At 61.0% G+C, this 21,739-nt stretch carries 21 protein-coding genes; 3 read left to right on the top strand and 18 right to left on the bottom strand.

What is annotated here, in order from left to right:
* Nucleotides 1-14 precede the first annotated feature (14 nt).
* From glgA to BHC62_RS09545, 6 genes are all read right to left on the bottom strand, one after another.
* Nucleotides 15-1,574: a glycogen synthase GlgA gene (glgA, locus tag BHC62_RS09520; RefSeq protein ID WP_070994839.1), complete on the bottom strand. Its 1,560-nt coding sequence runs from the start codon at nt 1,572-1,574 to the stop codon at nt 15-17.
* 560 nt (nt 1,575-2,134) lie between these two features.
* Nucleotides 2,135-3,088 carry a D-2-hydroxyacid dehydrogenase family protein gene (locus BHC62_RS09525; RefSeq protein ID WP_070994840.1) on the bottom strand — a complete coding sequence of 318 codons (954 nt, stop codon included), beginning with the start codon at nt 3,086-3,088 and terminating at the stop codon, nt 2,135-2,137.
* Nucleotides 3,089-3,114: 26 nt separating this feature from the next.
* The gene (locus tag BHC62_RS09530) at nt 3,115-4,128 is read right to left on the bottom strand and encodes an alpha/beta fold hydrolase (protein ID WP_029291643.1); all 1,014 of its coding nucleotides are present in this window, start codon (nt 4,126-4,128) and stop codon (nt 3,115-3,117) included.
* Between the two features lie 64 nt (nt 4,129-4,192).
* Nucleotides 4,193-4,624, bottom strand: coding sequence for a YqaA family protein (locus BHC62_RS09535; RefSeq protein WP_070994841.1), 432 nt, complete (start codon nt 4,622-4,624; stop codon nt 4,193-4,195).
* 3 nt (nt 4,625-4,627) lie between these two features.
* Nucleotides 4,628-5,074: a DUF411 domain-containing protein gene (locus tag BHC62_RS09540; RefSeq protein ID WP_029291648.1), complete on the bottom strand. Its 447-nt coding sequence runs from the start codon at nt 5,072-5,074 to the stop codon at nt 4,628-4,630.
* 166 nt (nt 5,075-5,240) lie between these two features.
* Nucleotides 5,241-5,690 (bottom strand): SRPBCC family protein, encoded by a 450-nt coding sequence (locus BHC62_RS09545; RefSeq protein WP_070994842.1) that lies wholly within the window; start codon nt 5,688-5,690, stop codon nt 5,241-5,243.
* A gap of 226 nt (nt 5,691-5,916) precedes the next feature.
* On the opposite strand from BHC62_RS09545, the gene BHC62_RS09550 reads away from it, so the two are divergent.
* Nucleotides 5,917-6,348 carry a hypothetical protein gene (locus BHC62_RS09550; protein ID WP_143007517.1) on the top strand — a complete coding sequence of 144 codons (432 nt, stop codon included), beginning with the start codon at nt 5,917-5,919 and terminating at the stop codon, nt 6,346-6,348.
* A gap of 57 nt (nt 6,349-6,405) precedes the next feature.
* Here BHC62_RS09550 and BHC62_RS09555 read toward each other — a convergent pair whose 3' ends face one another.
* From BHC62_RS09555 to arnC, 12 genes are all read right to left on the bottom strand, one after another.
* The gene (locus BHC62_RS09555) at nt 6,406-7,557 is read right to left on the bottom strand and encodes an acyl-CoA dehydrogenase family protein (protein WP_029291653.1); all 1,152 of its coding nucleotides are present in this window, start codon (nt 7,555-7,557) and stop codon (nt 6,406-6,408) included.
* Nucleotides 7,558-7,560: 3 nt separating this feature from the next.
* A complete protein-coding gene (locus BHC62_RS09560; protein ID WP_070994843.1) occupies nt 7,561-8,667 on the bottom strand; it encodes an enoyl-CoA hydratase/isomerase family protein in 1,107 nt (368 codons plus the stop codon).
* A 159-nt stretch (nt 8,668-8,826) separates the two neighbouring features.
* On the bottom strand, nt 8,827-9,531 hold the full coding sequence (locus tag BHC62_RS09565) for an HPP family protein (RefSeq protein WP_029291657.1): 705 nt from the start codon (nt 9,529-9,531) through the stop codon (nt 8,827-8,829).
* A gap of 224 nt (nt 9,532-9,755) precedes the next feature.
* The gene (locus tag BHC62_RS09570) at nt 9,756-9,974 is read right to left on the bottom strand and encodes a type VI secretion system contractile sheath small subunit (protein WP_032866388.1); all 219 of its coding nucleotides are present in this window, start codon (nt 9,972-9,974) and stop codon (nt 9,756-9,758) included.
* Between the two features lie 156 nt (nt 9,975-10,130).
* The gene (locus BHC62_RS09575) at nt 10,131-11,726 is read right to left on the bottom strand and encodes a glycosyltransferase family 39 protein (protein WP_070994939.1); all 1,596 of its coding nucleotides are present in this window, start codon (nt 11,724-11,726) and stop codon (nt 10,131-10,133) included.
* 12 nt (nt 11,727-11,738) lie between these two features.
* On the bottom strand, nt 11,739-13,112 hold the full coding sequence (locus tag BHC62_RS09580) for a UDP-glucose 6-dehydrogenase (RefSeq protein ID WP_029291660.1): 1,374 nt from the start codon (nt 13,110-13,112) through the stop codon (nt 11,739-11,741).
* Nucleotides 13,109-13,522 carry a 4-amino-4-deoxy-L-arabinose-phosphoundecaprenol flippase subunit ArnF gene (gene arnF / locus BHC62_RS09585; RefSeq protein ID WP_070994844.1) on the bottom strand — a complete coding sequence of 138 codons (414 nt, stop codon included), beginning with the start codon at nt 13,520-13,522 and terminating at the stop codon, nt 13,109-13,111. The genes BHC62_RS09580 and arnF overlap by 4 nt, the downstream gene beginning before the upstream one ends.
* Complete coding sequence (arnE, locus tag BHC62_RS09590) at nt 13,519-13,866, bottom strand: 4-amino-4-deoxy-L-arabinose-phosphoundecaprenol flippase subunit ArnE (RefSeq protein WP_070994845.1); 348 nt, start codon at nt 13,864-13,866, stop codon at nt 13,519-13,521. Before arnE ends, arnF begins: the two co-directional genes overlap by 4 nt.
* Nucleotides 13,863-15,518 carry a lipid IV(A) 4-amino-4-deoxy-L-arabinosyltransferase gene (arnT, locus tag BHC62_RS09595; RefSeq protein ID WP_070994846.1) on the bottom strand — a complete coding sequence of 552 codons (1,656 nt, stop codon included), beginning with the start codon at nt 15,516-15,518 and terminating at the stop codon, nt 13,863-13,865. The genes arnE and arnT overlap by 4 nt, the downstream gene beginning before the upstream one ends.
* Nucleotides 15,515-16,399: a 4-deoxy-4-formamido-L-arabinose-phosphoundecaprenol deformylase gene (gene arnD / locus BHC62_RS09600; protein WP_070994847.1), complete on the bottom strand. Its 885-nt coding sequence runs from the start codon at nt 16,397-16,399 to the stop codon at nt 15,515-15,517. Before arnD ends, arnT begins: the two co-directional genes overlap by 4 nt.
* Entirely contained in the window at nt 16,399-18,402 is a 2,004-nt protein-coding gene (gene arnA / locus BHC62_RS09605) for a bifunctional UDP-4-amino-4-deoxy-L-arabinose formyltransferase/UDP-glucuronic acid oxidase ArnA (protein WP_029291671.1), read from the bottom strand. The genes arnD and arnA overlap by 1 nt, the downstream gene beginning before the upstream one ends.
* Nucleotides 18,399-19,433: an undecaprenyl-phosphate 4-deoxy-4-formamido-L-arabinose transferase gene (arnC, locus tag BHC62_RS09610; RefSeq protein ID WP_070994848.1), complete on the bottom strand. Its 1,035-nt coding sequence runs from the start codon at nt 19,431-19,433 to the stop codon at nt 18,399-18,401. Before arnC ends, arnA begins: the two co-directional genes overlap by 4 nt.
* Nucleotides 19,434-19,886: 453 nt before the next feature.
* On the opposite strand from arnC, the gene BHC62_RS09615 reads away from it, so the two are divergent.
* On the top strand, nt 19,887-20,681 hold the full coding sequence (locus BHC62_RS09615) for a M949_RS01915 family surface polysaccharide biosynthesis protein (protein ID WP_070994849.1): 795 nt from the start codon (nt 19,887-19,889) through the stop codon (nt 20,679-20,681).
* 108 nt (nt 20,682-20,789) lie between these two features.
* Nucleotides 20,790-21,704, top strand: coding sequence for a tyrosine recombinase XerC (gene xerC, locus BHC62_RS09620; protein ID WP_029291677.1), 915 nt, complete (start codon nt 20,790-20,792; stop codon nt 21,702-21,704).
* The last annotated feature ends 35 nt before the right edge of the window (nt 21,705-21,739 follow it).

Raw genomic sequence — 21,739 nt, forward strand, 5'->3', positions numbered from 1 at the left:
CTATCCCAACCTCTTTATGCTTTCCCTGATTTTCCCAGCGCTTTCGCTACCAGTTGTTCGTAAAGTTCGGCGTAGGGTTCCACCGCCTGGCACCAGTTGAACGGCGCGGCCATGGCCCTGCAGCGCATGGCGTTGAGCAGGCCGGGGAAGGCAAACACCTTGAAGGCGCGCGCGAGGGCGGCTTCGTAGCTCTGCACGGTGGATTCGTCGAACAAAAAGCCGGTCACGCCGTCTTCGATGGTGTCTGCCAGGCCGCCGGTATTACGCGCCACCGGCAACGAGCCGAAGCGCTGGGCGTACATCTGGCTCAGGCCGCAGGGCTCGTAGCGTGAGGGCATCAACAAAAAGTCGCTGCCGGCAAACATGCGGCGGGCATCGGTTTCGTTGAAGCCGATCCGCACCCCGATGCGCCCGGGGAACCGCAGGGCCAGGGCGCGCATGGCCTGTTCTTCTTCCGGCTCGCCACGGCCGATAATCGCGATCTGCCCGCCGTTTTCCACGATAAAGCCGGCGACCGCTTCCGTCAGGTCCAGGCCTTTCTGGTACACCAGGCGCGACACTACGGCGAACAACGGGCCGGTGGACTCGTCCAGGCCGAACAACTTGCGCACGTGGCTGGCGTTGACCGCCTTGCCTTGCCAATCGCCGATATTGAACGGGTGATCCAGGTGCGGGTCGGTGGACGACTCCCAGCTTTCATCGATGCCGTTGGGAATACCACTGAGCAGGCCTTGCTGGGTCTTGCTGGCAAGGAAGCCATCCAGGCCGCAACCGAACTCGGGGGTGGTGATCTCCCGGGCGTAGGTGGCGCTGACCGTGGTGATATGGCTGGAATACGCCATGCCGGCCTTGAGGAAGGACATCTTGCCGTAGAACTCCATGCCCTCCTGTTGCAAGGCATGTTCGGGAATCCCCAGCTCCGGGCACGAGGCCAGGCTCACCACACCCTGGTAAGCCAGGTTATGAATGGTGAACAGGGTGGGGGTGCGTGACCCACGCCAGTGCATATAGGCTGGCGCCAGGCCAGCCGGCCAGTCATGGGCGTGCACCAGGTCCGGGCACCAGTGGATTTGCGCGAGGTTGGCGGCAATATCGGCGGCTGCCAGGCCCAGGCGGGCGAAGCGGATATGGTTGTCAGGCCAGTCGCGACCGTTGTTGGCGCCATAGGGCGTGCCTTCACGCTCGTACAGTTCGGGGCAGATCAGTACATAGATGACCAGGCCATCCTTGAGGTCCATGCGCCCGATCTTGCAGGGCGGCAGCGCGGCATGGCCGCCCAGTTCGCCGATGATATGGATCGGGTTGTCGCTGTCGAGCACCTGGCGGTAGCCGGGAATCAACACCCGTACATCGTGCAGGTGCGCCATGGCACGGGGCAAGGCGGCGGACACATCTCCCAGGCCACCGGTTTTCACCAGGTCGGCCAGTTCCGAGGTCACAAACAGGACTTTCTTGCGATTGGGGTTTTGAGACGAGACCGGCCGCACTGCGCCGGGAAGGTCAACCAAGGCGGTTGGCCCATCGACCGGCTGACTGAAACGCTGTCCCTGAATTCCCGAAGCGGCACTGATCATAATTATTCTCTCCCATGTGTTGGTCAGCTGAGGGCCTGGCGCCCTCAGCGAAAGTCAACCGCGTCCTGCGGTCACGCGCACTAGCACTGCACAGACTGGCAAGGCTTATGCCAATTGCACCGAACTGATAAATAGATTGGATGGGCGGACGTCCGGCTGGCGCCGGTAGCGTGCGTCCTACCTTAAACCTGACCTACGGCAGAGTTGGAAAGTTTCGATTTATTGCGGGGGCTTTTGTTCTGATCGTGACCCATCGGTCATGAGTCTAGGACAGAGCCCAGAGCCTGCAAGGGTTGTAGGAAAATTTTGTAGGACAATTATATTTTTCAGCCAGGCGCTCCCCTTGTAGAAGCTGGCTTGGCGGCGATGGCGGCCTTGAGAAATGCCGCGTTGCCCAGGGCTTCATCGCCGGCAAGCCGGCTCCTACGGGGCGGGTGCCTCTTCGTGGGGCATCGTGGCTGGGCTGCTCGATAGGAGTGCAGTCGGCTACTTAAAGTGATTTGTTAAGAGTTGATATCTATATAAATCAATGCTTTATAAGAAATATGTGAAGTAAATAATCAGATAAGGCTGCGCAAGGTCTGCCCACTGGCCCACGCCTGGATGTTTTCGATCATCTGCCCATAGAACTGCCGGTAGTTCTGCTCGCTGACATAACCCACATGGGGCGTCGCCAGAACATTGGGCAGATGGCGAAACGGGTGATCGACCGGCAACGGCTCCTGGCCGAACACATCCAGGGCCGCGCCCGCCAATCGCCCATGGCGCAGCGCATCGACCAACGCCGCCTCATCGACGATCGGCCCCCGTGCGGTGTTGACCAGTCGCGCACCGGGTTTCATCCAGCCCAGGGCCTGGGCGTCCACCAGGCCACGGCTGCGTTCGCTGAGTACCAAGTGAATCGACAGTACATCGGCCTGCTCGAACAGTTCGCGCTTGCTGACCCGGGTCACACCCACTGCGGCGGCTCGCTCTGCGGTGAGGTTTTCACTCCACGCGATCACAGACATACCAAACACCTGGCCAAACTGCGCCACCCGCTGGCCGATGCTGCCCAACCCGAGGATGCCCAGGGTCTTGCCATGCAGATCGACGCCCAGCCCTTGCTGCCACTGGCCGGCGCGCAGGGAGTTCGCTTCGGCCAGCAGATTGCGGGTGGATGCCATGATTAATGCCCAGGTCAGCTCGGGCGCCGCGTGTTTGTAGCTGTCGGTACCGCACACCTGGATGCCCAGGGCCTTGGCGGCGACAAGGTCGATGGCGGCATTGCGCATGCCGCCGGTAACCAGCAATTTAAGGGCCGGCAGCCCCTGCAACAGCGCCTTGTCGAAGGTTGTGCGCTCACGCATCAGGCAAATCACCTCAAAACCCTGCAAACGCTCGATCAGGGTCGCGGTGTCGGCGGGATAGTCATGCAGGAAGTGCACCTTGCCGATCGCTTGCAGGGCGGACCAATCCACTACGTCACGTGCCACATTTTGCCAATCGTCAATGACTGCGATCTGTACTGACATACACACCTGCCTCGGGTTAAGTGGAATTAGAGCGCCTTGAGTCCTTGCAACAGCGCCTGGTGAAAGCGCGCGGGTTCTTCCATCTGCGGGGCATGGCCCAGGCCAGGGAACTCCACCAGGGTCGAATGGGGGATGAGCTTGGCCACCTGCTTGCCCAGTTCGTTGTAGCGGCCGATCCTGGCCTTGACCTCGGGCGGTGCGTTATCACTCCCGATGGCGGTGATATCAGACGTACCAATCAGCAGCAGGGTGGGCATCTGCAGGTCCTTGAACTCGTAGTACACCGGCTGGGTGAAGATCATGTCGTAAATCAACGCCGAGTTCCACGCCACCCGTTTGTGGCCAGGGCCCTGGTTCAAGCCGACGAGCATGTCGACCCAGCGCTCGTATTCCGGCTTCCAGCGCCCGTCGTAGTAGGTCTTGCGCTCATAATCACGCACGCCGTCGGCATTCAGTTTCAACTCGCGCTCATACCATTGGTCGACGCTGCGATAGGGCACGCCCAGGGCTTTCCAGTCCTCCAGGCCGATCGGGTTGACCAGCGCCAGTTGCTCGGTTTGCGTGGGGTAGAGCAGGGCATAGCGGGTAGCCAGCATGCCACCGGTGGAATGGCCGACAAGAGTGGCCGTGGAGATGCCGAGCTTTTGCAGCAACTGATGAGTGTTGATTGCCAACTGCTGGAAGCTGTACTGATAGTGCTCGGGCTTGCTGGAGGTGCAGAAGCCGATCTGGTCCGGCGCGATCACCCGGTAGCCGGCTTCGCTCAGGGCCTTGATCGACGCCTCCCAGGTCGCGCCGCAGAAGTTCTTGCCGTGCATCAACACCACATTGCGGCCATTGGCAGGGCTTTTGGCGGGCACGTCCATATAACCCATTTGCACGGATTGGCCCTGGGACTGGAAGTCGAAATGTTCGACCGGATAGGGGTACTGGAAACCTTGCAACTGCGGGCCATAGCTTGGGCTTTGCGTGGCTGCCAAGGCAGGCAGGGCGCAAGCGGCCAGCAGACCGGTAAGGACAAACGAGCGTGTCAATGGCATGGGAAAGCTCCAGGGGCGATGCTCCCGGATGCTGTGGTGGGTGGATTAAGCGGGGATTAACCGGTTACATCCAGTGCAGCGTCAGCATTGCCACCACGGCATAACGAGCCGCCTTGGCCAGGCTGACGATTAACAAAAAACGCCACAGCGGCTCCTTCATCACCCCGGCCACCAGGGTCAGTGGATCGCCAATAATCGGCAGCCAACTGAGCAGCAGTGACCAATGGCCCCAACGTGAATAGTGGCGGCGGGACTTTTCCAACTGCGCGGCGCTCACTGGAAACCAGCGGCGATCCTTGAACAGTTCGACCGAGCGCCCCAGCAACCAGTTGACCCACGAGCCCAGGACGTTACCCAGGGTCGCGACCCCCAGCAGTAACCCTACCCAATAGCGGTCATTGAGCAGCAGCGCTACCAGCACCGCTTCCGATTGCAGCGGCAACAGGGTGGCCGCTCCAAAAGCGCTGAGAAACAGCCCCGCATAGCCTGCAAGCATTGCTCAGTGAGCCGGGTATTCGGCTACCACCACATCTTTGCCGGCACGGGTCAGGCCAATGACTTGATAGGCGTCGCTCATCCCATCCATTTCCATGCCTGGCGAGCCCATGGGCATGCCCGGTGCGGCGATGCCCAGCAGGTCATCACGTTTGCGCAGGGCCAGTACCTGATCGGCGGGTACGTGGCCTTCGACGAATTTGCCGTCGATCACGGCGGTATGGCAAGACGCCAGGCGGGGTGCTACGCCCAGTCGCTGTTTGACCGAGCTCATGTCGGCTTCAACATGGTCGTTGACCTTGAAGCCGTTGCTTTCGAGGTGGCTGATCCATTTTTTGCAGCAGCCGCAATTGGCATCACGGTGCACGTCAATCGGGATCAGTTCGGCGGCCTGGGCCAGGGTGGTCATGAACAGGGCGGACAGTAAAGTCAGGCGCAGGGTGGTTTTCATAGACAGGTCCCATGGGTTACGGAGTGCGCAAAGAGGGCGCATTGTCCGCGCTTTTGCGCATCAGGTGAGGTGGTTATGTTTCGAAATTATACGAGCACGCCACAACCCCGAAGCTTATCGTCCGCAGCTTTCAGCAAACTGAGAGGAAGATGACAAATTTGTCAGTTCAGGATGATTCCAGGCGCTGCTTGAGCTGGTCCATGGCCTGATTCGACAGCTCTACCATGCGCGCTTCCAAGGTGTTGAGCTTCAGTTCGGTCTCGTAGCTGAGCACGCGAGTGAACAAGGTGCCGCTGCCGCGAGGTTGTAGATAGTAGTGAATGCAGCCATCTACCGCGAGCGAGGTAAAAACCGTCTTGAACTCCCGCGGCGGCTCGGCAATCTGCACCCGGTAGCTCATGGGCACACGCACCCCGAGCAAGTCGATCATCTCGGTAAACCGCTGGCCGGCAGGCAGCGAGCCGCTGGTGCCGGTGTCGGCGCTCAGGGATGTGGGGTGCCATTCGTGCCAGCGGTCCGGTTGGGTGACGTAGTCGTAGACGGCTTCGATGGGGGCTTGGATATAGCGTTCCTGGCTAATCTGCCTGACGTGGGCCTGGTGCTCGACAGCGTTCATGACACACCTCCTGTGTGGTGAGACGGAGCATTAGGAGCTGTCAGAATAGTCGTACTTGGCGACAGTGCGCGCAAAGATGTGTCGCCGATTGAAGCCTGTGTGAGTAAGCCGAAATTAAAAATGCCCCGTTTAGACTGTTATATCTGACAGGTTCTTTTTTTTGAGTTTCGCTCTCTAATGATCAGGCTCCTCCCATTAACTTAGCAATCATGAAATGGTGAAGAAAATGCCTAGTGACGCGCGCATAGAAATTAAGAACGGTGACGTTAAATCGACTGGAAGGATGGAGGGTGACATTTCAATCAGTGATTCTGATTCTAAGAGCAGCTACTACTTCCGGTCGAATAGCGTTAATTACGTCAACAGTCGTTCAGCCCTCCAAGTAATGGGCATACAGGGGGAATCAGAGAAAAGTACAATTATCGCAGCAGATTTAACGCCGGGAACGCCTTCGGGCTCCTATAAATTTGGAGGGAGTGAAATCACCAGCCTGAGCTATTCCCCGCCGCGTGGAGAACTTTTATGGAAGGTGACAGATGGCGGGATCATTATCACATTTGATGAAGATGGGAAACGTGCTCACGGAGCCTTGCAAATTATCGCCGAGCGTGGAACACAAACTCTAGAAGCGTTTGTGAGTTTCGATGTCAGAAATTAATCAAAGGCCTACTGAGTGATGAATGTTCCCGATCAAGAGAACAATCATCACTTTTTATCAGATCTGATAGTTCTTCAATTCCCGGGCAATCACCAGCCGTTGGATCTCACTGGTTCCCTCATAGATCTGGGTGATCCGCGCATCGCGGTAGTAGCGTTCCACCGGGTAGTCTTCCAGGTAGCCATAGCCTCCATGGATCTGCATGGCCGAAGAACAGACCTTCTCGGCCATTTCCGAAGCGAACAGCTTGGCCTGGGACGCTTCGGACAGGCACGGCTTGCCGGCACTGCGCAAACGGGCGGCATGGAGGATCAGCAGGCGCGCGGCATTGAGGCGGGTCTGCATGTCGGCCAGCAGGTTGGCCACGCTCTGGTGTTCAATAATGGCCTTGTCAAACTGCACCCGGTCACGGGCGTAGGCCAACGCGGCTTCAAAGGCCGCGCGAGCGATGCCCAAGGCCTGGGCGGCGATGCCGATGCGCCCACCTTCCAGGTTGGAGAGGGCAATGGCCAGGCCCTTGCCGCGTTCACCCAGCAGGTTAGCTTCGGGGATGCTGCACTGGTTGAGGGTCACCGCGCAGGTGTCGGAGGCGCGGATGCCCATCTTGTGTTCCGTGCGGTCCACGGTAAAGCCGGGCGTATCAGTGGGCACCAGGAACGCCGAAATACCTTTCTTGCCCAACTCCGGGTCGGTGACCGCAAACACGATTGCCAACTTGGCGCGCTTGCCGTTGCTGACAAACTGTTTGGCGCCGTTGATCACCCACTGGCCATCGCGCAGTTCGGCGCGGGTGCGCAAGTTGTGGGCTTCGGAACCGGCCTGGGGTTCGGTCAGGCAGAAGCAACCGATGGCCTGGCCACTGGCGAGTTCGGCCAGCCAGGTCTCTTTCTGTGCGGGTGTGCCGTAGTTGAGGATAGGGCCGCAACCCACTGAATTATGGATACTCATCAGCGCGCCTACCGCACCGTCACCCGCAGAAATCTCCTCCACGGCCAAGGCGTAGGCCACGTAGTCGACGTAGGTGCCACCCCATTCTTCCGGCACCACCATACCCAGCAGGCCCAGTTCACCCATCTTGGCCACCAGGGCGTCATCGATCCAGCCGGCTTTCTCCCAGGCCTGGGCATGGGGGGCGATTTCACCACGGGCAAAGTCGCGCGCCATGTCGCGAATCATTACCTGTTCTTCTGTAAATTCAATATCTTGCATGATTTATCTCCCGCTCTTTGCGAAGTCTTGGAAGTAGCTGTCGACGTGGCTCTGGTCCAGTGCCGCTAACGTTGGCGGGTTCCAGCGCGGGGATTTGTCCTTGTCGATCAACAGCGCACGCACGCCTTCGATCAGGTCGCCACGGGCAAACCACTGGCGGTCCAGGTGCAGTTCCAGAGCAAAGCAGTCCTCCAGCGCCAGGTGCCGGCCACGTCGCAGCATCTGCAGGGTGACGGCCATGGCCAAGGGCGAGCGAGTCTGCATCAACTGGGCGGTAGTCACGGCCCATTCATGGCTGTCGGCGACGGTCACTTGCTGCAATTGCTCGACAATGCTCGGCACGTCCGGCTGGGCAAAGAAGTGATCGATGGCCGGGCGCAGGGCCGCCAGCGGCGCATCCGGCAATTGTTGCACCGCAAGCTTGGCCAGCAGGCCTTGCAGATCCTTGAGCGGTGAGTCTTGCCACTGCAGGTGGTCGAGTTTCTGATCCAGTTCGGCCAACCTGGCGCTGTCCAGGTACCAGTCGGCGAGCCCGCAATACAGGGCGTCGGCGGCGCGGATCTGCACCCCGGTCACGCCCAGGTAAATCCCCAGCTCACCGGGAATGCGCGGCAGGAAATAGCTGCCGCCTACATCCGGGAAATAACCGATGGCCACTTCCGGCATGGCCAGGCGACTGCGCTCGGTCACCACCCGCAGGTCGGCCCCCTGGACCAGGCCCATCCCACCGCCCAGGACAAAGCCGTCCATCAGGGCTAGGACCGGTTTGCGGTAGTGATGAATGGCCAGGTCGAGGGCGTATTCTTCGACGAAGAAGGCTTCATGCAGCGTGTCGCCGCTCTTGAAACTGTCGTACAGCGAGCGGATATCGCCCCCGGCGCAGAAGGCCTTTTCACCGGCGCCGCGCAGAACCACCGCGTGCACCTGGGGATCAGCGGCCCAGGCGTGCAAATGCGCCGACAGGCTGCGGACCATGTCCAGGGTGATGGCGTTGAGGCCGGCGGGGCGGTTGAGGGTCAGGTGGCCGATATGGTTGCGTACCTCGGCCAGGACGCTGTCCTGGGGGGACTCGGTGCTGCATGTCGCCTGGGACTGAGCCTGAGCAGTCATCTGTAACTCCCTGCTTTTATTGTTCTTTATCAAAATGTTCGCGGACGAACCATCACCGGATCGTACCAGTGCAAATTTGCCCAGTACAACCCGGAATCCTGCAGGTCATCTTTGCATTTATGCAGGGGGGTGTTCGATAAAAAACCAGGGCAGGCGTGCTTAGACCCGACTGGCCAGTACTTGGCCAATGCTGCGGCGGCGAGCGTGGTCTTCGGCGATATGGATCAGCTCTTCGAGCTCAGTGGGGGTGACGTCGAAAAACTGCTCCATTTGCGCCAGCGCTTGCTCCAGGTCCACAGCGGTGATTTTTGGATCTACCTGCGGCGCCGCAGACGGCACCATGACCGGCGCTTCGGCTGGGCCCTTGGGGTAGCGAGTGCGCGTCAGGTTGTTATAGGCCAGGGCCGAGAGCAACAACGTGGCGGCGCCCAACATGACCGGCGCGACTTCCTGCCAGCCCAGGGCGATGGTGGCCGGGTCCGCCAGCACCAGGGTCATCGCCAGGCCCCCCGAAGGCGGGTGCAGGCAGCGTAGCCAGCACATCAGGATCAAGGCCATGCCCGCCGCGAGGCAGGCGCTGCCCAGGGTTCGCCCCAATACGCGGGCCACCAGCAAAGCCACCACGGTGGCGCACAGGTAGCTGCCGATGATCGACCACGGCTGGGCGAGGGCACCCGATGACACGGCGAATAACAGCACGGCGGAGGCGCCCAGCGGGCCCAACAGGTGCATGGCCACTTCCAGGCCATACACCTGGGAGCAGAGCCATACGGTCAATAGAGTGCCCAGGGCCATGCCGATGGCGGCACGGCTCCATTCGGCGGGGCGGGTGTTGATGGCAGCGGGTAACCAGCGAGCGAGCATTGCGGGGCAGTCCAATCTTGAAAGGCGATCACAAAACAATGCCGCTCAGCTACACCTGCAGGTTTGTGCAGGACTGAGTGACATCGGGCAAAAAAAGGGCTTTGCGGTTTGCCGCAAAGCCCTTCGAAAGTTCCAACATTTGGGGGAGGAACCGGCGCAGTGTGCCGTTCAAACAAAACTGTCGCCAATGCATATTAATGCAGCTTAAGTGCAGTAATTTTGCATCAAAACCGCTCATACCCCGGGCTCACCTTGCCCAGTACGCGGTCGTGGTTGGCGCTGCTGTTCAGCGACTGCTGCACGCTCTCCCGCAACCGTGGGTCGCTGGCCAAGGGGCCCTTGAGGGCGACAAGGGCGTCGCGCAACCCCATCAGCCGAGCCAGGGTGGGCAGGGGGATATAGCCGACGTGTACCGGCTCGATAGGCAATGACTCGTCAGGCACGGCAGCGGTCCTCTTAGGGGTGTTTTTGAACGCAGGCGGTAACTAAATAGCGCAATGTGCAGCGAGTGTAACGCTGGGGTCATAGGGCCGGTAGAGGCGCCGCTACCGGCATTTACGGATACAAACGTAGGAGCTTTCTTGATAAAAACCCACCACTCAGTCATCCGTACCCAGGTGCAGCAACACATAGGTGTTTTTATCGAACTGCCCTGTCAGAACCGGCGTCATGCCATGCCAGCGTGGCTCGCCCAGACGCATGAAATCCGCCTTGTCCATCACCAGCCATGCAGGCACCGGCACTGCTGCCAGGTCGCCAGGGGCTTGGGTGAACAATGGCACCCGGTCACATTCCACATTGACCATGAATTTGATGGCCTTGGCGTCTTTACCCAGGCCATGCAATACCAGGGGCGCCGGGTGCTGCCGGATCAGGGCATGAGCCTCGCGGGCAAAGGTGCGGGTGTCATACAGGCGCCGTTCCAGGGGTTCGACCACCAGGATATATACGCTCCACACCGCCAGCACCGCGCAAAACGCCGGCCCGACCGGGCGCCAGTGCCACTTGAGGAGCATCCCGGCGACAACGACCTGCAAGCCAATCAGCAGGCCAACCACGCCCTGGAAATGCTCCAACTGCGCACCAAAGCGATGGCGCGCCACCACTAGCGCCCCCATCAACAGCCCCGGGCTCACTGCCCATAACGCCAGCATCAAGCCTCGCAGCGCCTTGAACAGACGGCCATCTGCCCGATGGAACGGGTACGCGGCAATGATCGCCACCATGGGCATCATGGGCAACAGATAGCGGGCTTTCTTCGCCTCGGGGATCGACAGGCCGAGCATCACGATCAAGCCCGCCGCCGTACAGCCCAGCAGCAATTGCCAACCGCTGTCAGCCTTACGCCGGCCATTGAGCAGCACCGCAAGCAGCGCCAGCAGGGCCAGCGGGTATGCCAGGGCGTAGTTGCCCAGGGAGCTGGTGAAGTAATACAACACGCTGCTTGAACCTTCGCGGCCATCCATGCGCCCGAGGAACTGCATGCGGATCACATCCTGCATAAAGGCCTCGCCGCCACTGACCTTGGCCAGCAACAACAGCAACCCTACGCAGGCCACCAGCAACGCCAGGGCCAGCAGGCCGAAGCTGAACAACGGGCGCCACTGGCGATTGAGCAGGTAAAAGCTGCACAACACGCCGGCAGGGATCACCAGGCCGATGGGCCCGCGAATCGCAAAGCCGAGCAATAACAGGAGCAATAGCCACGGCAGGCGCCGGGGGCTGGCGAAGTGATCGTGGGCGTAGCCCAGGTAAAACACTGCCAGCGTCACCGCCGCCAACATCTGGTCCAGGGACACCGAGCGGGTTTCGCTGATAAACGTACTGCTCAGCAACAGCAACGCAACACTCAGCAACGCCCAGCGCCGCGAGTAGGGCGCGGTCAGGCGGTAGACCAGGGCGACGATCACTGCCGACGCAATGGCCGTCGGCAGCCAGGCACTGAGGCTGGTGACGCGCCCCAGGGGCAGCGACAACAGCCAGGTCAACAAGGTTGAGGTCGACAGGTAGTCGGCATACGGCTGGCCATAGGTCGAGGGGAAAAATCCCGGCCCATGGCGCAGCATTTCCTGGGCGAACAGCACAAAGCGCGAGTCGAAACCGATAATTGCATGGTCCCAGTTGCCGGCGACAAACAGCAGCAGCGCCAGCAGCCCGATACCCCAGGACTGGCGGCGCAAGGTTGCGCCGAGCATGTTGTCCACGCCTCAGGCCTCCAGCAACCGTGGCAGCCACTGTTGCTGGGGGATCGGCAGGTCGCAGGATTGCCCGCGGCCCATGGGGAAGTAATGGAAGCCCTTGCGCGCCAGGCGCTCGGCGTCATACAGGTTGCGCCCGTCAAAGATCACCGGCGCCTTGAGGCGTGCGTGCAGCAGGTCGAAGTCCGGCGCCTTGAATTGCTGCCACTCGGTGCAGATGATCAAGGCGTCGGCCCCGCCCAGGGTCGATTCCGGGGTGCCCATCAGCATCAGGCGCGGGTCATCGCCGTACAGCCTCTGGGTTTCCTGCATGGCCTCGGGGTCGAAGGCCCGCACGTTGGCGCCGGCGGCCCATAGCGACTCCATCAGCACCCGGCTCGGTGCGTCGCGCATGTCGTCGGTGTTGGGCTTGAACGCCAGGCCCCACAAGGCGAAGGTCTTGCCGCGCAGGTCGCCTTTGTAGAACGCGCGGATCCGTTCGAACAGTTTGCTTTTCTGCCGCTGGTTGATGGCTTCCACCGCTTCGAGCAAATCACTCGAGCAATTGGCTTGGCGGGCGCTGTGGATCAGCGCGCGCATGTCCTTGGGGAAGCACGAGCCACCGTAGCCGCAGCCAGGGTAGATAAAGTGGTAGCCGATCCGCGAATCGGCACCGATGCCCAGGCGCACCGACTCGATATCGGCGCCCAGGTGCTCGGCCAGTTCGGCGATCTGGTTGATAAAGCTGATTTTCGTGGCCAGCATGCAGTTGGCGGCGTATTTGGTCAGCTCGGCGCTACGCACATCCATGAAGATGATGCGGTCATGATTGCGGTTGAACGGCGCGTACAAGTCGCGCATTACCTCGCGCACCTCTTCGCGCTCGCAGCCGATGATGATCCGGTCGGGGCGGCGGCAGTCGGCCACGGCAGAGCCTTCCTTGAGGAATTCCGGGTTGGAGACAATATCGAACACCAGGCTGCGCCCGGCCAACGCCTTGTCGATGTGCGCGCGCAAGGTGTCGCCGGTACCCACCGGGACCGTGGACTTCTCCACCAGGATCACCGGTTCGACGCGATGACGGGCCACCGCATCGCCCACCGACAGTACGTACTTCAAATCGGCCGAACCGTCCTCGTCCGAAGGTGTCCCGACCGCGATAAACAGCACTTCGCCATGCTCGACCGCGAGTTTTTCCTGGCTGGTAAAGGTCAACCGGCCGTTTTCCAGGTTTTCCCGCACCAGGCTGGCAAGCCCCGGCTCGAAAATGCTCACATGGCCCTGTTGCAGCAGGCGCACCTTGTTCTCGTCAACGTCCATGCAGATCACATCGTGACCGACCTCGGCCAATACGGTGGCCTGTACCAGGCCAACGTAACCACTACCAAATACGCTGATTTTCATGGGGCATTCCTGGGGCTTGTGTTGCCGATACGACGGGAGTTGATTGTCAAGACGCCGAGGATGACCAGTGCCACCCCCAAGGTTCGCGACAGGGAAAAGGGTTCGTTGAAGCCCGGCAGGCTGGCTGCCAACAGGTACACCAGCACGTAGCTGATACTCAGCAACGAATAGGCGCGCCCGAGGGGCAAGTACTGCAGTGCGCCGAGCCAGCAGAGCATCGACAGCGCATAGGCAACAATCGCCATGATCACTACGCCCAACGCCAGCGGATCCACCGTGGCGTTACCGAGTGCAGTGAGCCAGTCGGCGGGCAAGGGCAGGCGCGTCATGCTCCAGCGCATGCCCAACTGGGCAGCGCTCACCAGCGCGACGCTGGATAACGCCAAGGTAAAACCACGTAACCGGCTCATACCTGGCCCCCCAGCAACAGCACACCCGCCATCACCAGGGCCACGCCAAACCAGTGGCGGCGATCCACCGGCTCATGGAACACAAAGCGCGCCACCAGGGTAATCAAGACAAAGTTCAGGCTGAGCATCGGGTAGGCAATCCCCACCTCCAGGCGTTGCAGTACCAGCAGCCACACCAGCAGGCCCAGGCCCAGACACAACAGGGCCAGCCACAGCCAGGGCGAGCGCAGTTTCCAGGCCCAGCCCACGGGCTGGTTGCGCCAGCCTTCGACGGCATACTTTTGGGCGATCTGGCCCATGCAGGTCAGCAGGCACGCGGCCAGAAGCAGCAGCAGGGTGATCAAGGCGCCACCTGTGGGAATACCAGGATCACCATGTTGCCTTGCTCGTAGCGCTTGCCATCTTTGGGCAGCAACTCGACCTCGCGTACTTCACTCTCGCCCTTGACGCGCATCACCACGCCCACCGAGCCCTGTTTGCGGGCCTCGGTCATCCATTGCTGGACTTGCGTGGTGTCGACCCGGCGATTGGCCGCATCGGCGTAGGCAAGGCCATATTTGACTTCGCCCAGGGTGTCGTACAGCGTCACGTCCGGGCGCTTGAGCCGCCACGCCAGGGACGAGGCGGCGCCCAGGTCGTTGCTCAGCAAGCGTTGGGTGCCTGCCAGCTCTTCGACGTGGTCAATGATGAACTGGTCCGGGGTCTTGTTATAAACCACCGAGTGCGGCAACGCCGCCGGCACCAGGGCCACCAGCAACCAGCTGCCCAGGGCAGGCGCCGCCCACAGGCGCAACGGGCGTGCCACCTGTAGCAGGTTGGCGATGATCCAGCCCAACAGCACGATAAACACCAGCACCAGGCTCAGCAGTTCCTGCTGGTGGGCAAAAATCGGCTTCTTCAACTGGAAATACACGATGGCCAGCAGGCCCAGTACGCCAAGGATCAGGTTGAGCCCGCCGTTGATTTGCAACACTCGGCCACGGGCCTGGGCCAGTTTGTCCGCCAGGGTGTTGCCCATCAGCAATGCCAAAGGCAGCAGGCACGGCAGGATGTAAGCCGGCAGCTTGCCCTTGCTCAGGCTGAAAAACGCCAGGGGCATCAGCAGCCACAACAATAGGAAGCCGGTCTTGTGCGTACGCTTTTGTTGCCACGCCTGCTTCAGGGTGGAGGGCAACAGCGCCAGCCACGGTAGGCTGAACGCGGCCAGCAACGGCAAGTAGTACCACCAGGCCTCTTCGTGCTGGGCATCTTCACCGGCAAAACGCTGGATGTGTTCGTGCCAGAAAAAGAAGTTCCAGTAGTCCGGTTCCTGGGCATGCACCATCAGCGCCCAGGGCAGGCTGACCACAATTGCCACCACCACCGCGACCACGCCATAGGTCAGCAACTCACGAAAGCGTTTTTGCCAGACCATGTAGGGCAGGGCGACCAGCACCGGCAGCAGCCACGCCAAAAAGCCCTTGGTCATGAAGCCCATGGCGCAGGCCAGTCCCAGCAATGCCCAGGCGCTCAGGCGGGCGCGCCGGCCGTGGCTGTCGATACACAGCCACAGCGCCACGCCGCTGAGGTTGACCCAGAAGCTGAACTGCGGGTCGAGGTTGGCGTAGCCACCGGACATCGCTACGCTGACAAAACTCATGTACAGCACTGCGCTGGCCAGGCTCTTGCGTGGATCGTTCCACAGGCGCCGGGCCATGAAGTACACCAACAGGATGCTCAAGCCCGTGGCCAGCGCCGAGGCCACACGCACACCGAACAGGTTCTGCCCGAACACGGCCTGGCCCAGGGCGATCATCCAGTAACCGGCCGCCGGTTTTTCGAAGTAACGCAGGCCCAAAAAGTGCGGGGACGCCCATTTGCCCGTCAGCAGCATTTCCTGGCTGATCTGCGCGTAGCGGCTTTCATCCGGAATCCACAGGCCATGGGTGGCCATCGGCAACAGGTAACACAGGCCGAAGACCAATAGGAGCAGGGGCAGTGCCCAACGTCGGATCATGCCTTTTGCACTCCCAGCCAGCCTTCGCGGCCGCCGAGTACGCCGCGTGTCAGATGCCCCTGGGGCAGGCTCGCCGGATCGGCCGGCAACAAGTTGCCCAAGGGCTGGAATTGAATGCCGCGCTGCCGTGCCTGGGCAAGCAACTGGCGAAATTCATTGGCCATCAGAATCCCTTCTACTTCTGCGTGGATCGTATAGACGTTGAGTGTCGATTCGGTGAATCGATCAAGAATGAAGCCGTTGAAGTCCTTGGCCGCAACCTGTGGACCGACCACTTCGTCGAAGGTCGGCAAGTCCACCGGGATCTGTGGGGTGCCGGCACTGCCGTCGGCGAGCGTCGGGCGAAACACGCTGGTGCCGCGACAATCGCTGTTGTAGCGCAGGCCAAAGCCTTGCTTGGCCTGCACCACACGCTCGTCGGCGCGCCAGCCGGCGGCGGCGGAACAGTCCACGGGCTGACCAAGAATGTCGCTCAGGGTGTCGAGCCCACGGCGCATCTGTTCCACCAGTTGCGCGTTGCTCCAACGGCCGGCATTGGCCTGCCAGCCATGGTGATCCCAGGCGTGCAGGCCCACTTCGTGCCCGGCGGCCCTGGCCTGGCGCATCAAGTGCCCCAGGTCGCGGCCAATCGGCTTGCCCGGCCAGGCGGTGCCGGCCAGCAGGATGTCCCAGCCGTACAGCCCGGCCGCGTTGGAGCGCAGCATCTTCCACAGGAACTGCGGGCGGATCAGGCGCCACAGATGCCGGCCCATATTGTCCGGGCCGACACTGAAGAAAAACGTCGCCTTGATGCCGGCCTCATCCAGCAACTCCAGCAACCTTGGCACCCCATCGCGGGTGCCTCGGTAGGTGTCGACGTCAATGCGCAGACCTGCCTTCATTATTTGCCTGCTTCGCTGGACTGGGCGATTTCCAGCATCGCTTCACGCAGGAAGAAATCCAGGGTGTTGCCGATGGTTTCGCTCATCTCCACGCTCGGCTCCCAGTTCAGCAGGCGCTTGGCGTTGGCGATGCTTGGCTTGCGGTGCGCCACGTCCTGATACCCGGCGCCGTAGAACGCCTTGCTTTCCACTTCGCGAAAACCCGCGAACGGTGGGAAGTTGCCACGCAATGGGTGAGCCTCGAACTGGCGCAGCAGCTCTTCGCCCAACTGGCGGATGCTGGCTTCGTTGTCCGGGTTGCCGATGTTGATGATCTGGCCGTTGCACGCGTCGTTATCGTTGTCGATGATCCGCGCCAGGGCCTCGATGCCGTCGGCGATATCGGTGAAGCAGCGTTTTTGCTCGCCACCGTCAAACAGGCGGATTGGCGTACCTTCCACCAGGTTGAGGATCAACTGGGTGATCGCCCGGGAGCTGCCGATACGTGCCGAGTCGAGGCGATCCAGGCGTGGGCCCATCCAGTTGAACGGGCGGAACAAGGTGAAATTCAGGCCCTTGGCGCCATAGGCCCAGATCACCCGGTCCAGCAGTTGCTTGGATACCGAGTAGATCCAGCGCTGCTTGTTGATCGGCCCCACCACCAGGTTGGAGGTGTCTTCGTCAAAATTCTGGTCCTGGCACATGCCATAGACTTCGGAGGTCGATGGGAAGATCACGCGCTTGTTGTACTTGACGCAGTAGCGCACCAGCTTGAGGTTTTCTTCGAAATCCAGCTCGAACACGCGCAATGGGTTGCGGGTGTATTCGATTGGCGTGGCGATGGCCACCAGCGGCAGGACCACGTCGCACTTCTTGATGTGGTACTCGATCCACTCGGAGTGAATGCTGATATCGCCTTCCACATAATGGAAGTTGGGGTGGCTGCGCAGGCGTTCGATAGCGTCAGAGCCAATATCCAGGCCGTAGACTTCGTAGCGATCATCGCGCAACAGCCGCTCGGACAGGTGGTTGCCGATAAAACCGTTGACACCCAGGATCAGCACACGGGTCCGCCGTGGCTTGCGGCCCGACTCGGCGCCACGCAGCACCGAGCCATCCACCAGCCCCAGCTCATCGGCCAGGGCCGGGCCTGTGAGGTACAGGCCGTGGTCGTTGCGCTGGCCGAAGTTGATCACCAGGGAGTCTTCACCGCAGGCAATGCGCAGCGGGTTGACGCTGATCACGCGGCCGGGTGCCTGGCCTTCGTTGCCCTTGACCACCTCGGCTTGCCACACGATCAGCTTGTGCTCGCCCACGGCACAGAAGGCGCCGGGGTAGGGCTGGGTCACGGCGCGTACCAGGTTGTACAGCGCCTCAGCAGGCTTGCTCCACACCAGCTTGCCGTCTGCCGCGGTGCGGCGGCCGAAGCAGGTAGCCTGGCTTTCGTCCTGGGCAGTTTCGCTCAACGTGCCCTTGGCCAGTTGCGGCAGCGCATCGCGCAGCAGTTGGGTGGCGGCCTCGCGCAACTTGGCGTGGAGCGTCAGGCCGGTGTCGCTGCGCTCGATCATGACCTTTTGCTGGGCGAGGATCGCGCCGGCATCGGCACGCTTGACCATGCGGTGCAGGGTCACGCCGGTTTCGGTTTCACCGTTGACCAACACCCAATTGGCCGGCGCGCGGCCACGGTACTTGGGCAGCAGGGAACCGTGCAGGTTGAATGCGCCCTGGCGCGCGGTGGCCAGCAGTGCCTCGCCCAGCAGGTTGCGGTAGTAGAACGAGAAGATGAAATCCGGGTTCAGCTTGGCGACACGCTCGACCCACAGGGGGTGGTTGGCGTCTTCCGGCGCGTGCACCGGGATGCCGTGGCGTGCGCACAACTGGGCGACCGAGCCGTAGAAGGTGTTTTCCTTGGGGTCGTCGGCATGGGTGAACACTGCAGCAATGTCGTAACCCGCAGCGAGCAGGGCTTCAATGCCTGCACAGCCAATGTCGTGGTAAGCGAAGACAACAGCTTTTGAACTCATGACGGAACCTGATTGGAAGGTGAAGTGGAAGGCTGGGAAGAGGGCAGGCCATCGACGATGACCACCGGCGCGGGCGCTGCTGGCTCGTTGCGCAGCACCTTTTCAATAAAGAAGCGTGGGCGCGCGCGCACATCGCTGTACATGCGCCCCAGGTACTCGCCCAACAGGCCCATGCCGATGAACTGGCCGCCGGTAAACACAAACAGCACGGCGAACAGCACGAACAGGCCATCACCGGCCCAATCGGCACCAAAGGCCAGGCGCATGACGATCAGGGCGAACGCAAACAGCATGCCCAGGGCCGCCAGGCTGAAGCCGACGATGGACAGCAGGCGCAGGGGCGTGGTGGTCATGCAGGTCAGCAAGTCGAACATCAGGCTGATCAGGCGCATGGCGCTGTATTTGGATTCGCCGTGTTCGCGCTCGGCGTGGTGCACCGGGATCTCGGTGGTGTGGCGCGCAAAACCGTTGGCCAGGATCGGGATAAAGGTGCTGCGCTCACGGCAGGCGAGCATGGCGTCGACAATGGTGCGCCGGTAAGCGCGCAGCATGCAGCCGTAATCGCTCATGGCCACGCCGGTGGAGCGTTGCACGGCCAGGTTGATCAGGCGCGAAGGCCAGCGGCGGAAGGCCGAGTCCTGGCGGTTGTTGCGCACGGTGGCAACCACGTCGTAGCCCAACGCGGCTTGCTCGACCAGGCGAGGGATCTCTTCGGGCGGGTTTTGCAGGTCGGCGTCGAGGGTAATCACCACCTCGCCCCTGCATTGCTCGAAACCGGCCATGATTGCCGCATGCTGGCCGTAGTTGCGGTTCAGGATCACGGCCACCACATGGCTGCCTGGTTCGCCTGCGGCGTCTTCCAGCAATTGCGCGGAAGTGTCGCGGCTGCCGTCGTCCACCAGGATGATTTCGTATTCGTAGGCCAACTGCTCACACGCAGCACGGGTACGGCGCAACAGTTCGGGCAGGCTCTGTTCTTCGTTGTAGACCGGGATAACGATCGACACGCAATGAATAGGGTAGGGTTTCAAAGATTCATGACCTCGGTTTTAGAGCAACTTCAAGCGTAGAGATGACAACAAACAGCGGATGAAAGTGCGGGCAACTGAATAAAAAACAGCCGTGTGCATAGCCATCCTGAGTAAAGCCCATAACGACCAAAGGTAAAGCATTATCAAAGGGTTAGTCAGCAAAACGCGGTTTGCCCCAAGTACTGCGGCCAAGATTAAGCGCAAATGTGTCCAGCGAATATGAAAGGCGGATGAAAAACTCGTTTATTTGTTGGGCAGACAGCGAGTGTTCAGCTAGACAATAAAGAACCCAGACAAACGATAACTGTTTGCGCTGTAGTCCCAGTCTGTAAGTGCTTTAGTGCGTATGTACGGTGAATTAACCGGGTTTGCACTCAGTCCCGCCTGACGAATCTTCTCTGCATCCCCCTGCAAGTCCCGGTAAAGTAAGCGATCTCTTGCCTGGGTAGTCGGATGAATAGCGTGCAGTTTTTACGCGGCCAGTTACGGCCGGTCTTGATGGTGATGGCGCTCGGGGCGGCCCATGCAGCTGTGGCGGCCGAGGAAATGAAGCTGACGCCGCTCAACCAGGTTCCGCTCGGGATCGAGGTCCGGGGCAAGCAGGTGGCCGCGTATAGCTGGGATGATCGCCAGGGCCGTAACCTGCTGGTGTTGGCCGAGCAGGAAGCCGGCGAGCGTGATGATGACGGGACGCAGTCGGCGTCAATCTATGCCGCCCAGTACCTGCTGGAGGGGGATCGCCCCAAGCGCCTGTGGATGCTGCATGACGATGTGCAGCGCTGCGAATTCGACGCCAGCCTGCACTTCGATAACGCCGCGACCCGCGTCACCGACCTGCTGGATGACGGCCTGAGCCAAGTGACCGTGGGCTACTCGCGTACATGCACCAGCGATGTCAGCCCCCGGGAGTTCAAGCTGATCATGCGCATCGGCAAGTCGCAAAAGTACGGGCTGCGTGGTGTCGACCGCTACGGAGCCAGTTGGTGGGACGAAGAAGCCGGTGCGCTGCGCGGTATGCCGCTGCCCACCGATTGCAGCGTCGCCGGGCAGCAGGCGTTGGTCAGTCAGTACAAGGAGCAGGGCACCGACCTGCCATTGCCAGGCTGCTACAACGACGAGCATGACTTCGCCAAGGCGCCCGCCACGCTGTTGGCTTTCATGCGCCAGCAGTGGTTTGCGCTGATGCAAAAACAGGACGTGGACTGGGGCCAGCAGCAAAGCCCGGCACCCGCAGAGGATGAGCCCTAGTTTGGTATGCGGCGCCGACCTGCGTTAGACTCGGCGCTCGCCAAACCACTAAATACCGAGATGAAACATAGGCTTAGTCTCGATATTTAATCTCAAGGCTGATCTATTTTGACCGAGATTTCCCGCAATCCCCTGACCCTGTATCTCGCGCGCCTGGCGCCCTCTAGCCAACTGACCATGCGCTATGTGCTGCAAGATGCGGCCGACCGCCTGGGTTTCGAAGAGATCAACCTCGAAGATATCGACTGGCACCTGCTGCAACCGGAGCACGTGATGGCTTTGGTCGCCGTGCTGCGTGAAGACGGGTATGCGCCCAACACATCGTCGCTGTATGTCAACGCGGTGCGCGGGGTGATGAACGAAGCCTGGCGCATCAGCCTGATCAGCCAGGAACACTTGCTGAAGATGCGCTCGGTCAAAGCCACCGCCGGCACGCGCTTGAGCCAGGGGCGTAACCTGCGTCGCACCTTGATCCGCGAATTGATGGACGTCTGCGCCGCCGACCCAAGGCCGCAAGGGCTGCGGGATGCGGCAGTCATCGGGATCCTGTATGGCTCGGGGATGCGCAAGTCAGAATCGGTCAACCTCGACCTGGCCCAGGTGAACTTTGCAGAGCGCAGCCTGCGGGTGATGGGCAAGGGCAATAAAGAGTTGATCAAGTACGCGCCGGCCTGGGCGTTTGCCAAGTTGCAGGCCTGGCTGGAGTTTCGCCGCGAGCACTTGAAGGAAGGGGAACAGGACGATAATTTCCTGTTCAACCGTATCCGCCGGGGCAGTCATATCACCCGCGAGCGCATTACCAAACATGCCATTTACTACATCGCCCGCCAACGCGGCGAACAGGTGGGTGTGAAAATCATGCCCCATGATTTCCGGCGCTCGTTTATTACTCGGGTGATCGAGGAGCATGACTTGTCGATTGCACAGAAACTGGCGCACCACACCAATATCCAGACCACCGCCAGCTACGATGTGCGTGATGACAACGAGCGGCGGCGCGCGATTGACCGGTTTGACCTTTGACACCCCTTGTGGCGAGCGGGCTTGCCCCGCGCTGG

It is taken from the genome of Pseudomonas sp. 06C 126 (assembly GCF_001855215.1).
Taxonomy (GTDB): domain Bacteria; phylum Pseudomonadota; class Gammaproteobacteria; order Pseudomonadales; family Pseudomonadaceae; genus Aquipseudomonas; species Aquipseudomonas proteolytica.